General features: G+C 62.2%; 11 protein-coding genes and 3 pseudogenes. 2 read left to right on the forward strand and 12 right to left on the reverse strand.

Annotated features, from left to right (window positions below; translation table 11 throughout):
- Positions 1-236: 236 nt before the first annotated feature.
- The 9 genes and pseudogenes from ABIB06_RS04425 to ABIB06_RS04465 all read right to left on the reverse strand — a co-directional run bounded on the left by ABIB06_RS04425 (position 237) and on the right by ABIB06_RS04465 (position 6945).
- Positions 237-2001, reverse strand: a pseudogene (locus ABIB06_RS04425) (relaxase/mobilization nuclease domain-containing protein).
- A gap of 231 nt (positions 2002-2232) precedes the next feature.
- Positions 2233-3159 carry a lytic transglycosylase domain-containing protein gene (locus ABIB06_RS04430; RefSeq protein ID WP_247447579.1) on the reverse strand — a complete coding sequence of 309 codons (927 nt, stop codon included), beginning with the start codon at positions 3157-3159 and terminating at the stop codon, positions 2233-2235.
- Entirely contained in the window at positions 3156-3668 is a 513-nt protein-coding gene (locus tag ABIB06_RS04435; RefSeq protein WP_354045056.1) for a S26 family signal peptidase, read from the reverse strand. Before ABIB06_RS04435 ends, ABIB06_RS04430 begins: the two co-directional genes overlap by 4 nt.
- A complete protein-coding gene (locus ABIB06_RS04440) occupies positions 3665-4129 on the reverse strand; it encodes a DUF2840 domain-containing protein (RefSeq protein WP_247447577.1) in 465 nt (154 codons plus the stop codon). Before ABIB06_RS04440 ends, ABIB06_RS04435 begins: the two co-directional genes overlap by 4 nt.
- A gap of 289 nt (positions 4130-4418) precedes the next feature.
- Entirely contained in the window at positions 4419-5300 is an 882-nt protein-coding gene (locus tag ABIB06_RS04445; protein WP_247447576.1) for a replication initiator protein A, read from the reverse strand.
- Positions 5301-5322: 22 nt separating this feature from the next.
- Positions 5323-5604 (reverse strand): helix-turn-helix transcriptional regulator, encoded by a 282-nt coding sequence (locus ABIB06_RS04450; RefSeq protein WP_247447575.1) that lies wholly within the window; start codon positions 5602-5604, stop codon positions 5323-5325.
- A gap of 128 nt (positions 5605-5732) precedes the next feature.
- Positions 5733-6143 carry a DUF2285 domain-containing protein gene (locus ABIB06_RS04455; RefSeq protein ID WP_354045053.1) on the reverse strand — a complete coding sequence of 137 codons (411 nt, stop codon included), beginning with the start codon at positions 6141-6143 and terminating at the stop codon, positions 5733-5735.
- 169 nt (positions 6144-6312) lie between these two features.
- A complete protein-coding gene (locus ABIB06_RS04460) occupies positions 6313-6507 on the reverse strand; it encodes a transcriptional regulator domain-containing protein (protein ID WP_247447574.1) in 195 nt (64 codons plus the stop codon).
- Positions 6508-6672: 165 nt separating this feature from the next.
- Entirely contained in the window at positions 6673-6945 is a 273-nt protein-coding gene (locus ABIB06_RS04465) for a DUF2285 domain-containing protein (protein WP_247447573.1), read from the reverse strand.
- 110 nt (positions 6946-7055) lie between these two features.
- On the opposite strand from ABIB06_RS04465, the gene ABIB06_RS04470 reads away from it, so the two are divergent.
- Positions 7056-7337: a helix-turn-helix domain-containing protein gene (locus ABIB06_RS04470; RefSeq protein WP_247447572.1), complete on the forward strand. Its 282-nt coding sequence runs from the start codon at positions 7056-7058 to the stop codon at positions 7335-7337.
- A gap of 213 nt (positions 7338-7550) precedes the next feature.
- On the opposite strand, the gene ABIB06_RS04475 is transcribed toward ABIB06_RS04470, so the two are convergent.
- The 3 genes and pseudogenes from ABIB06_RS04475 to ABIB06_RS04485 form a co-directional block, all read right to left on the reverse strand.
- Positions 7551-8741 (reverse strand): DUF932 domain-containing protein, encoded by a 1191-nt coding sequence (locus ABIB06_RS04475; protein ID WP_247447586.1) that lies wholly within the window; start codon positions 8739-8741, stop codon positions 7551-7553.
- A gap of 371 nt (positions 8742-9112) precedes the next feature.
- A complete protein-coding gene (locus ABIB06_RS04480) occupies positions 9113-9424 on the reverse strand; it encodes a DUF736 domain-containing protein (RefSeq protein ID WP_247407056.1) in 312 nt (103 codons plus the stop codon).
- Between the two features lie 687 nt (positions 9425-10111).
- A pseudogene (locus ABIB06_RS04485) lies at positions 10112-12090 on the reverse strand (ParB/RepB/Spo0J family partition protein).
- Between the two features lie 746 nt (positions 12091-12836).
- Between ABIB06_RS04485 and ABIB06_RS04490 the strand changes: the two are divergent.
- Positions 12837-13099 (forward strand): annotated as a pseudogene (locus ABIB06_RS04490) (hypothetical protein).
- Positions 13100-13186: the final 87 nt, after the last annotated feature.

The following is a 13186-nucleotide window of genomic DNA, read 5'->3' on the forward strand; positions in this document are numbered from 1 at the left end:
CATGGCACCATGCGCAAGACCAAACATCGGGGCATCGCTCGCGTCGCCGCCGACTTCCTGCTTAATCTGATCGCCTATAACCTGATCCGAATTCCAAAACTGCTCGCCGCATAGCCACCCCGCGCCGGGGCACACTCAATAACAAGCTCGAAATTACATCCAACTCTACCGCGCCGCTCCAAAAACGACCGGCGGAAAAATGAAAATTCTCCATTTCAAGATTTTTCAGCAGACTGCTAGAGGCCCAGGTCGCGCTTGCGACCAAAACCCCATTCAATGCCGCCGCCGTCCTTCACGATGCCGGTGACGTGCTGGCCGAGCCTCTTTTCGAGCTCGCGCGACCAGGGTACGAGCTGGAAGCCGAGCCCGTTATCGATCATGGCGAAGCGTCCCGAGGCGAGCGTCAGGCGCTGGCGATAGGTGCCTGCCACGTGTTCACCGGAGGCCCCCTTCACGTACGGAAGCCCAGTCTCGGCAGCGATCCCTGTTCCCACCTCGTCCCACTCGCGTCGGCGTAGCGTGTTCAGGAGGTCGCGCTGGAAGATGATGCGCTGGCCCTGCCGCCGCGCGAGGCCTTCCCGAACCAGATGCTCGGCACGCGCCTCCATGGCGTCGCGGGTCTCGCGGCCGAATCCCCCCATGGCGAGTGGCATGGGGTCGCGCTCGACCAAGCGGTGGTCGAGCCAGGTCGCCCCTTTCGCGGTGATCTGTTCACCGAGATCGAGATCGGAGCGGATCGCCAGCACCAGGGCGGGGCGCGGATCGCCGGGCTTGACCGACGCGTCGCACTTCGACAATTCCGCCGACCGGCGGTGCATGTTCGAAGGCCTCAATTCCGCGGAAGCGGATGTGGTGCGCGCGTCCGTCTATTCCGTCGATCACGGCATAGGCCTCGCCAGGCAGTTCGTCATGCAATCCCCGATCGACCAGCCGTCCGACGATCTGGGACATCGGCTGTCCCCCTTCGATGACGTAGTCGGAAACGCCGCGCGCTTCCCCACGCTCGGTGAAGGCACGGTGCATGGTCTTGATGATATCGCCGCGCATGCCGAGGTCGCGCAGGTTACGCTCGGCTTCCACCCCGACCATCCATTCCCCTGGAGCAGCTGATGCCGCGAGGCCCATCTTTTCCAGGTGTTGAAGGCGGCCAACCATCAGGCGCCGGATCTCGGGATCCGAACGGCTGGGATTCGCGGGGCGAAGATCGATGTAGCCGGTTTCGTCGGCTGCCACCCGGATCTGCTGATCTAGTCGTGTCCATCGCTCTGCCGTGACTTCCCGTTCCAGAGAATTGCGGATTTCGTGCTCCGGCCTTGGTCCCAGTTCGATGGCGACTAGTTCCTCGGCGCGTGAACGGAGGCCCCGGCTGATGTAGTCGCGGGAGATCACGAGATCGGCGCTTTCTTCGTCAACTCCCCGAACGAGAAGATGGACGTGAGGATTGTCCGTGTTCCAGTGATCGACGGCCACCCAATCGAGCCGTGTGCCGAGATCGGTCTCCATCTGCTTGGCGAGGTCGCGGGTGAAGGCCCTGAGGTCGGTCATCTCGCCGGCGTCCTCAGGCGAGACGATGAACCTGAAATGATGGCGGTCGTCCTGGCACCGTTCCGCGAAAGCCGCGCCATCGGCACGGTCGCTGCCGGCATCAAACATCTCCGCCCGCTCGCCACTCCGGGTCACGCCATCGCGCTTCAGATATGAGAGATGAGCCGTCAGTGGTGCTGAGCGGAAGGCTCGTCCTTTGTGGCGAACAACACGCGCCTTCACCACAACTCGCCGCGCCGGGCTGAATAACCGGCTGCGGCTAAAGGAAAGCCGGCCGCGCCCGAAGGTGGAGCGCCCGTAGGCTGCAGAACGCTTGCCCGCCCCAGCTCGACCCGAGGTGTGGCCGGCTTTCTTCGCGGCGCGTATCACCTGGTTAATAAAACTCTTTGGCTTTGGCGCGCGTGTGCTGCGGATGCGCCCGGGTCGAATACGCAGTTCGCTATCACCTGCGGTCATGGCCGGCGCTCCAAGCGAGCGAAAGCGCCTACAGTGCCGAAAATGGTCTTGATGGCATTGTTGAAAACGCAAGGCGCGGCACGTGCCCCGACCGACCGGCACGGCCGAACCCAAGCCATGTCAATGGCTTGCGGTTCGACCGGCGAGCCCCTTTTATCTCGCCGTCCTGCTGTCGTGCTGTCGTGCCTCCCCACTGCGCTTGTCTTTCCGCCCATTCCTCGCCAAGCCGCACTAATGCAGGCGAGCTTGCGCATTCGCTCGTCGCGAGCCTCCCACGTCAGATCGCGCGACGAACAACCCTGTTGCCCGTGGCACAATGGCCGAGGTGTCCTGAACGGAGGTAGTCGTCGGAGCTCGGTTCGAGGGACTCCCAGGTTGCAGCCCGGCAGCGGTCTTCGAGCTTTCAGAGCGCGCCACGAAGAGCGCTCCCATCGAGGACCGCAGACTCGCGATTGCAGAGGAACCTGCAATGTCGCCACCGATGATCGGCACAAGCTTCTGCAGATCTATCTGGGTTTCAGCGGGCAATGGACGGCCGGCCAGGTGCTCTTCGTAGCGAGTAGGTCCTGCATTGTAGGCCGCTAGGAAGCCCGGTAAACCGTACCGGTCGTGCAGCTCGCGAAGGTACGCTGTCCCCGCAAGAATGTTGTCATGGGGATCGTAGGCATCGCCGCCGAGGTCGTAGCGCAGACGTAGCTCTGCCCATGTCTCTGGCATGATCTGCATCAGTCCCACGGCACCTTTCGGGGACCTCGCACGCACGTCTTGGTCGCTTTCGACGTCCAGGACTGCGCGTATCCAGCGGACCGGCACGCCGAAGCGGCGAGAGGCCTGCTCGACAAACTCCGCAAACGGATCGCTAGCTCGATGACGCGCCGAAGGCACCGCGGGTCGCGTCTCGGCGACAGCAGCGGCGTTACTCGCGGTCAGCGCAATGAACAACGGTACGACAGCGCGCAAGCTCCCCTCGGACAAACGCAAGCGTGCCGCCGTGCTCGCGCCCGTCCAGGTTGAAGCCGCTTCGCGCCGGCCTTTCGGCCGCCCTGGACCGCCGCTGCTCGCGTCGGCCTTGCAAGCTTTGGTCGGGACGGAGGAATGGTCCTGCACTTGATCGAACAGAGGAATGGCAGGACGGAAGCGCAAAACACGCACGATCATTCCTCCCACGTCCACACCGGGAGGGCACGGCCGATCACGGCCGACGCCGGAAGGAAACCAAAATATCGGCCGTCAAGGGAGTCATCCGACTGCCAGTTCATGAGGAACAGCTCGCCGTCGCCAACCACCCGACAACCCTGCCATTTCGGCAACGGCCGCCCGCGCCCGTCGCGATCTCGCGCCTCGCCCATTTCAATGCCGTCAACCGAAATAGTGAGACCGCTTCTGCAGACCGTCTGCCCCGGCAGCGCCAAGACCCGCTTGAGCATGGGGACGCCGACCGGCAGATAGCCGTTCAGGTCGAGGAAAGTCGTGAGCGGATCCGGCGGCTGAACCGCGACCAGCTCGGTGACATGGAAGCGCATCGCTGGCCGTAAACGATAGAGGCCGACCGGCACGCTCGCCGATGCATTCCAGATGTAGAGCGGAAGCGGGTCCAGCACGATTGTCGCGACAAGTGCGCCAGCTACCGCAAACATCGTGGTCAGCGTTATCAGGCGGCTCGTCATCGCATTACTCTCTGGCGATGGAGCCAAGCCTGGTGGCGCGCCTTCGTGTAGGGACGCGGGTTTTCGTTGACGGACAGACGGTTATGAACGTGATGCCAATGATCGGGAGCGACGTCGGCTGGATCGATGGCGAGCGCCTCGATGGCATCGGTCATTTGCAGCACGCGTTCGACCTTTGGCCAGCCGGAGAGTCGCAGCAAAATCTCGCCGCCGGGCGTCACATACGGCACAGTCGAGCAGCGCTGTCCCGGCGCGACCGCGCGCAAGATGTCGACCTGCGAAATGATCGTGCCGAAGTCGTTGGAGGTCCAACGGACGAAGGCAAAGATGCTGCCGGGCGCAAATGACAGGACGTGCCGATGGCGATCAAGCTTCCGTTCCTTGACGATACGACCGAACCGAATACGGTTTTCGATGCGCTTCTCGAGCCACAACACTTCCACTTCGGTGAGGTCGCTCATGCTGCCGCTCCTCGAAGCTGGGACCGGTAGCCGTGAGCTTTGCAGTCAGTGAAGTGCGTATGCGGCTTCTGAAGGCAAGCAGGACTGACGGCCCGCCGTTGCGACTCGCCCCCAATGCGGCTTGTGGTCTGGTCCGTTAGAAGAAATCCGAAGGATTTCTGGTTAGTAAAGTTAGAGCGGCTGGAAAGCGCTGAAAAACAAGCAGTTAAGCTCGATTCCGGTCCCCGATAGCACGAGGATCGGGTCCCCGATAGCACGCGGGTTGCGGTCCCCGATAGCACGAGCTGATTCACAGGTTGTCCTCCGAATTTCGAATGAGACCGCGCCGGCGCAGGCGCGCCGTTAGTGGACCGACGGGCGTTGGCGCGAAGTTCAGACGCTCGGTGCCGTTCGGGTCGCGTGTGAGCACGAGCTGATAGCCGGGCAATGTCTGGCACTGCACGATCTGACGTACGTCGTAGGCAAAATGCTTGAGCGGGGAGAGGATGCCGGACTTGGCATGGAGGTGCACCAGGTCAAAACTCCAGCCACCTTCCTGGCGCCCACCGTGCTTGCGCACGAGCCGGTAGAGCCACCGCTCAAGTCCGCCCGTCAGATTGAAATAGGCGCGATCAATCGTCAGCACGAGCGCGTCATCGATGACGCCCGCGTAGAACCAGTCCGGCAGGATCAGCTCGAGCCCAAATGGACGACCACTTGCATCGGCCGTCTCCTTCCACTCGTTGATCCAGGAGAAGCGATGCCGTCGCCGCTCTGCCGGCTGGCGGATCGATGTCAGCACGGTCGTTGACTGAAGTCTGTCGAGACCCGCCTTCAGCCGGTCATAGTCGCGTGCGCTGGTGCCGCGGCCGACAAACGTCAGAATCTCGTAAGGCGTTGCAGCCATCAGGCGCGACGTCTTCAATCCGGCGTCACGGGCTTCGACGATCTGGGAAGCGGCCCAGATCAGAACGTCCGCATCCCAGATGGTTGCCATGCCGTGTTCCGGCACGGCTTCGACACGAATTGCGATCGCACCGGTACGGAAATCGATCGGTACAATCCGCCTTGTTTTTGCGAGCGAGAAGAATGGATAAGCCATCAGATCCTGCGCGTCGCGCGGCGCGAGATCGCCGGGCAGCGCCCGAAAGAGCTCAAGCTGGTCACGCTCGGAATGGTGTTTGCGCCGCATTTTCACTGCTCTCACGCGGCGATCAGCGACGTTCTTGGCCCGCATACGGGCGCAGACCCGGGTGCTTCTTGGCCGGCAGCACAGTGCCCCTGCCGGGATCCGAGGTTGACGTCTTGGCGCCGAGATCAGCCCATGCTTTCAGATCATCCAGAGCGTAGACGACGCGCCCGCCGATCTTCCGATACGTTGGCCCAGTACCGTACGTGCGGTGCTTCTCAAGTGTGCGACCGGAGAGGCCAAGATATCGCGCGGCCTCCGGTGTACGCAGGAAGCGCGGGGGCAGTCCGGCCATCGGATCGGGCATTTGAGCACTCCAAGGTGACGGCGCACCGCGTATGGCGGCGCCGGCGTGTGTGCGGTCATCATGGAGAAGCGCAGTCTCGGAGGGGGATGCCGATCGGGGGGTCGATTTTCGGCACCCCAGGAAGGGCGCTACTCGTCCCTACGCCTGGGCCGAAGCAGCTTGCGATAGCCGCCGCGCACAAATGCGAGGCCGCTTTGTACAAGGCGACGGGTTCGGCTGCGCAGATCGTGTGTTTTCCAACCACGATCCGATATGCGCGCGTTGCCAAACAAAGCTTCTGCGATGCTGCGATAAGTCGCGCCGGCGAGATACGCGGCGACCGCGCGAAGAGCTGCGCACAGTCGTTCGCGCCGCTGTTTGGGCACGCGATGAAACGGAGGTCCTGGCGCGCGTCCATTCATCGCGCGCCACAGCCGCGTGGCGGCATGCGCGCGCGCCTCGAAATCGCGGTCAAATGGCAACTCAGCCGCATAGCGAGCGCCTGCGGTCAGCGGCTGTTTCGACCAGATGCGATGCTCCGCCGAACCGATTTGCAGCACGGCGTGCCAGCCGTCAGCGGCACGGCGCACGTGGCCAGTTGCAAGATCAAACGGTGGCTGAGACGTTGGGCCTTGACCAAGCGTTGAAGTGGTTACAGCGACCGGAACGACGGTCGGCAGAACCTCGGGCGCCCAAAAGATTGTCTGCTCGCGGAACGACCTTTGCGGGTCATGCGCGAAAGCAGAGGCCCCACCTCCTCCTGAATTCCTCGGTCACCCCGCCATCTGAGCTGCTAGCGATGATCGCATCGTAGTCACGCTGATAGTCCACGTTCATACGAAGGCCTACCCAGGCGATTTCAGTGATCTCAGCGTTCTCTAGGCTCTTAAATGAATCCGGCGATCGCCAGTCGAATTCAGGCATTGTTTCCGCCCCATTGCACGCAGCTAACAAGGATTGCGGCGCAATAGTTATGAACGAAGCGGTTGTAGGAAGCCCCTAGTTTGGCACCACGTGGTGCATAAGAATGACCACCGGTTAGCGGAAGAAAATAGTTCTGGCTGCAAGTCTTCAGTCAGCGATTTTCTTCTATTTTGAGCCGGCGCCACGCAAGAGGCGCCCCTGCTCGGTCACCCATTTGGCGCGCGCAAGATGACTCTGATATGCAGTACGCGCACGATCAGGCTCTCGCTCCGGATCGATATGTAGGACGATACGAGCCACCTCCCGCCAGTCCGCTCCCTCACCCTCCGCCTGCAGAAGGCGAATGTACGTGACGACATGCTGTTCGTCATAGGTCGTCATCGCCGATTCATTTGGCGCCGCATCTGCAACGTCGGGGTCCACTGGCGGTCTATTCATGTAGCATACGGCACTTCATTGAAGCCTGAGCCTATCTTATGGACTAAACTATCGAAATAGATCGGTTATAGCCAGTGGTTTGATGGCCTACCAAATGGCTGCTTTTGCGCATGAAAGCTCGTGCGCTCGTGGCCTGGAATGTCCGCCGGATACGCGTCGATCGCGGCATTCCGCAAGAGCAATTGGCATACGATGCCGGGATCGATCGCTCATACATGAGCGGTCTCGAACGGCAATCGGAGAACCCGACGATTGATCTGCTGGACCGATTGGCGGAAACGCTTGGTGTTCAGTTATCGGAATTCTTCCTCCAGCCGCCTAAAGGAGCGACGACGCCCAAGACATTACCCAAGGGTCGCAAACCGATCCGACCGGATCGCAAAAAGAAGTAACTGTTACCGGCTCTTCCACCTTGGCAGTGGCTGGATGCCGACTGTCTCACTTTCTAGTTTGTTCCTTTGTTATCGCGAGCCGGGCCGAAGGCCCGGCGAGCGCCGGACGCGGACACGCGTCGTTGCCGCCGGTCCGGCCTGCCGGACCGGCGGCAACGCATAGGCTATCGGGAAGTAGCCGCGCAACCGGTTCCGATTGCGCGGCTCGTCCCCTCAGATGGCGCGCTCCATCAAGCGCTTTGCCTTCCCTTCGAGTTCAAGCCTTGCATCCTGGTGCGATTTGGTGCGGGCCAGCGCCGTAATCCCCTGCACGAAATCAAAGATGCTTTCCGGCTTGCGGTTCTCCTCGCCTAGAACGGTCTCGATGATCTTCGTCGTCTCCGACTTGGAAAATCCGCCCTTGCGGAGAAAGTTTTCTCGGTCCTCGTCCGTGCGAGCAACGATTCGCTCTCGCGCGGCCTTGATCCCGGCCACGAATGGCGCGGGCGAGGAATTGGCAAAGCTCGTCAGCGCTGGCGCCGCCTCATGTGCGAAACGTTGTGCGGCGAATTTCGAATGCCGGATCGTGATTTGCTCGAAATTCTCCACACCCCATAGATTGCGGTTCATGCAGACGGCCCGGAGGTAGAAGCTCGCAATGCCCAGCGTCTTGCTGCCGACTTCGCTGTTCCAGCAGTAGAATCCCCGGAAATACAAATCCGGCGATCCGTCTCGCAGTCGCCCCGCCTCGATCGGATTGGTGTCATCGACCAGAAACAGGAATACGTCGCGGTCGCTGGCGTAAAGCGTCGTCGTGTCCTTGGTCACTTCCACAAAGGGATTGTGGGTCATCGTGGACCAATCCAGCACGCCCGGCACTTTCCACCGGGTATCGCCGGTGCCGTTGCCTGCTATCCTCGTCACAGCGGCGACAAGTTCATGGTCCCAGATACGGCCGTAGTCCGGTCCGGTAACAGCACGAAGCTCGATCCGCCCGTTATCGGCCTCGAGGGTTTTCACGAGCTCGGCGCGGTGTGACAGCAAGCCATGTTGCAGGTTGATGCCTGACAGAGCTGCGGGAAGCTGCCGCAAATAGGACGTTGGCGCGCCGACCAGCGTGCACAACTGGCCAAAGCTCCAATGGGTGGGCACAACGGGCTCGTCACGTCCCGGTACCATTAAGGCCAGTCGCTCGGAATTGTTGCTGTTGGCCTCCACCCGGATGGCCCGGCTTTCCACCGTCCGCGCTTGCGCGCACTCGGCGCGGCTGCGCACGGCGTTATAGAGGTCGGGCAGGTTCAAATAACGTTCGTCATCCGGTCGTGAGAACCATTCCGACGACACACGGCCAATCCGTTGGCCGCGCGACACGTCCACACGAAAGCCGCCGGACACCGGTTGTTCGCTTTGCGATAAAGTCATCATGCTCATGGTCGTTTCTCCTATGGGCTGAGTTGAAGCGCAGCGCTGCGCTGCAACCCTGCCCGTCGGCGAGACCTGGGGTAGCAAGGGCAAGGGCGGCCGAAGCGGAGGGGGATCACCCGCCTGATAAGGGCGCGCTTGATAAGCGCGCGTCTGCACGCGCCTTGACGACTTTGGTCGTCATGAATCATGGCGCGGAAGACCGGGGATACCGCTCCGGCCGGCACGCACAGCGTGCTTTACCCTTGCCCGCGCGAGGGCGGAGCCCTTAGCGATTCACTTCCAAAAAATTGCTCTTCCTCCTCCCTGCCAGGCGGTAACAAAAACGCAAAAAGCCCCGCCTCCGAAGAGGCGGGGCGGATGATCCGGATGGATCAGTCGCCGTTGCGGCGAGACCAGATCAGGGTGAAGCCCTCGTCGCCCTCGACCTTCACCAGCGAGGCGTAGATCGGCGCCGGGAAGCTCGGATCATCGAGCTTGACCGAGAGGTATTCGCGTTCGGTCTCGCGGGCGGTCTTTTTCCAGGCGGCACCGAATTCGGTGGTACCGGCGAAGATTCGGAAGTCGGGCGCCTTGTCGTTGTCCTTTTCGGACGGGGCGAACCTTGCCTTGATGTTGAGCGTCAGCGTCTTGATCGAGCCGACGTAGCCGTTGTCCGAAGCGGTGAAAGTGCCGATGGTAGCCATGGTGGTCTCCGTTGGTTGCTCGGGCCGCGCCCATCGCGGCCTCGATGGCGATCCTTGGCCCGGGGAGCGATCGGCCCGCAGCCGTCAGGCCCGCAGCGCAGCGGAGGACGGCGGTAAGCCTGCTTTTTTGCTTTCCGCGAGGAATGCCGCCTCTTTTGCGGCAGGGGAAAAAAGCAGGCGTAGCCGTTGCGGGAAGGCGATCGAGGCTCTTGCCGTCCCTCGGGCTTGATCAGCCCATTCGAGGTTGCGTTGGACGCCGCCCGTGAAAGAACTGGCGGAGACCACCATGGCTGCCGGCAATCAAGCAGCACAAGGACCCGGCTTGATCGGTCGAACACACGCTGACGCCCAAGCATCAACGGCGGTAAAGACACGCCAAAGAGAACGATGAGCGACCAATTTCGCATGCGGTCGTGGCGCATCGGAGCGCCGCTGGTAGATGGCCCCCGCCGAAATACAATCCGGACGGCGGCAGTCGATTGATCAAGGACCCGGCGAAGGGCCCATCGTTGCTGATGAAGGGGGCTAGACGACGATCCTGTGTCAGCGGCTCGCTACGATCGGCACTGATCGGAACGGCCCGTGCTCCGTCGTCCAGGTGCGCGCTTGCGTCTCTGAGTCGCTGCTTTGCCTCAATTGAATTGGCCGCAGATGGCCGGGGCCGCATGCGCGGCCCCGGCCAAAAAATCACTCGGCAGCCTCCGAATAAGCGTCACCGCCTTGTACATCGGTGCGCTCTTGCGGCTTTGCTGTCCTCAGCAGAGGAGGCAGCCGGTCTGTCGCGCTCAGCAACTGCTCGGCTGCTTCCGCCATATCGACCTTCTTCATATCTGCCATCCGCTCGGCAGCCTCGCCGCTCACACCGTCGCAGACAGCCTCCAGAATGCGTGCCTTGGTGACGCGACCGAGATAGCTGCGCACGGTCGGCCGCCAGTAGCCGGTCATGTCGAGGGAAACGACTTCCGCCAGGCGGTCGGCTGTTGCCAAAGCGCGGGGCCTTCGCTCCCACGGCAGTTTGACCGCGTTGACGGTCAGCGCGACACAATGGGCGAACAAGGCCATGCGGCTGTCGGGATCAAGCTCGGCGACGAACGCCCAGAGGCTCGTGACTTCGCGCGGTATCTGCCTTGCCCAATTGGCGTGGCGGTCCGCCCAAGCCTTGCCGGCGGGCGTGTCCTCGATCCCGTCCGCATGGCCTGCCAAATCCGTCTTGATTGGTTGGATACCGACGACATGGGCGTCCGCGCCGAGATAGAAGATTTGCGCAGCGAGTGCATGGGTAACCGCAACGATGGCGACTTCCGGCTGTTCACTCAGATTAAGCCGGAGGCCAAGGTTCGATGCGGGGTGAGGTCGCGAACGAGAACGTCAGCCAATGGGCGGTCGTCTTCTTCCTCGTTGGCTGCACCTGCACCCTCCCCGCTTTCATCTTGTACTGCCTGATCATCTAGCTCCGGATCGCCTGTCGCTGAAGCTTCTGCGGTTTGCTCCGCTTCGGATTGCGGCTTTTCGTCCGCGGGCCGGATGAAACCGCGCTCGATCCGCACGGCACCATCGTGATTGAGGATCACGAATGCACCGCCGCGCGCAACGTCGTCGCGGTCGTACGCCTGCCGCTTGGCCTCCAGCCGCTCGATCTCGGCCTCAAGTTCGCCGAACCGGGCATCCACTTCATCGGGAAGTTCGTCGGCGGTCTGGTGCTTTTCGGTGAGGCCGTCGAATTCTTTTTGTACCGTTGCAAGAGCGGCCTGATCATCCACCGAAAGCTCGACCGGATGCGGATAGGTCCGCCGCATGCCGTGGGCGTGTGGGAAATCGAGATGGGCTTCCGTCCATTTCCATCCCTCGGCCGCCCGGACCGCATCGGCTTCGCGACCAAGCTTTGCCGTGACCAGCAAATCAAGCAGCGCCACGTCTTCCAGATAGCCGCCGCGATCCTCGGTGAAGAGGTCCCGAAGGATCGAGCCGCCTGCTTCGGTGTACGCTTCGATACCGACAAAGCGCGCGCGGCGGTCGGTTGCGACCACATGGGTTTCGGTGAGCATGCGACGGATGGTGCTGGCATCCCGGTTATAGGATAGCCGCTCATAAACACTTTCCTGCCGGGCGTGATCATCGGTGATGGCAAAGGCCATCAACTGCTCAAGGGCCAGATCGCCCTCGCGATAGACCTGCATCAGCTTCGGAGAGACTGCGCCCAACCGCAGGCGCTTCCGTACCACATGCGGCGTCACACCGAAGCGGGCGGCGATTTCTTCGGCACCGAAGCCGCGCTCTTCCGCCAGCTTCTTGAACGCCTCGAACTGATCGGCCGGATGCATGTTTTCCCGGGTTTCGTGCGGATCGTTCGCGGTATCGACGATGCACCGAATCGGCTCGGTCTTCTTGATTTCCTTCCGCTTCACCCGCAGAAGCTGGGCAAGCCGCCTGCCCTCGCCGATGGTCACAAAATAGAAACCCGTAGCGGTCCCCTCTCCATCGACCTCCGGCTCGACGACCAGATTTTGCAGAATACCCTTGGCGGCGATGCTCGCCGCATAGGCCTCGATCGCCGCATCGCTGTGCGGCGTCTTGCGTGCATTCTTCGGGGACTTCTTGAGCTTGTTGAGCGGAATGAGAACTTGCGTTCCGTTCTCGGGGAGTTGTTCAACGTGCTTGGCCGACATGATCGATCTCCTTTTGCTTTCATGGGTGCAGGGCGCACTCCGCGCCTGCGCCCCTGCCCGTCGGCGAGACCAGGGGTAGCAAGTGCCAGGGCGACCCGAGCGGAGGGGGATCGCCCGCCCGAGAGGGCCGCTCGAAGAGCGGGTCTGCACAAGCGCGTGCCAGGATTTCCAGTGTTGAGAATCTGAGAAAGCGCGGAAGACTGGGGAGACCGCTCGGATCGGCGCCGGCACGAGCCGGCGCTTTACCCTGGCGCGCGCGAGGGGCGGAGCCCCTTAGATCTAGAAGATGGGGCATGTTGGCTGGTGCAAGCCATGCCCGGCAGAGAAAAAGGCACCCGCAGGAGGGTCAGCATAGCGCCGACGCGTAGCGGCGGGACCCGGGACCGAGTGCAGTCGCGAGACCGGTTAAGAAGGCGCCCGAACGAAGGGCAGTGATAGCGACGCCGGAATGAAATGACGGCGGGACCGAGAGCGAGTGCCTCCGGCGAGCGACACATTATTCTGCGCGAGGGATCGAAGCCGCACGGCCGAGACGCGACGCGGCTCGGTTCACGAGAGCCCGGTCCGGCACTTGCCGGACGCGTACAAACGGAAATGAAGCGCTAGCTGAGGCTTTGGATTTTCTCGCGGGTTCGCGGGCGGTAGCACTCCAAACCCTGAGTTCCTGCCATTGCGAATCCCAGCCATGTGCTAGCAGCCGGAACGAATAACGGACAAAGCGATTCGCCGTATCAGGAGCTGTTCCTATGCTGATGACAAGTGAACGAAGACCGGCGATACGGACGACGCGCGGATGGGCGATTGACGTGCTCCGGGAGGCTGGCGCCATCCGCGAGTGCGAGGAGCACGGCTGGATGCAGGACCGCGCCGATCCGCATGCAAGAGAGCGGGCCTTCGATATCGCCCGTGGTGACCCGCCCGCAGGCGCCTCCCTGATGCAGCGGCGGCCGAGGTTTGCGACGTGCTGAACTCGATTGGTGATACTTGCCCAGAATGCCCTCCTGATTAGAAGGACCGGCGCCGGGCATGACGGAAACTAACCCCGCGCACGCCGCAGCGCAGCTTCCAATCGCTCCTTCTCCTTGTCCCAGCGGGC

Source organism: Bradyrhizobium sp. LB8.2 (genome assembly GCF_040548035.1).
GTDB lineage: Bacteria > Pseudomonadota > Alphaproteobacteria > Rhizobiales > Xanthobacteraceae > Bradyrhizobium.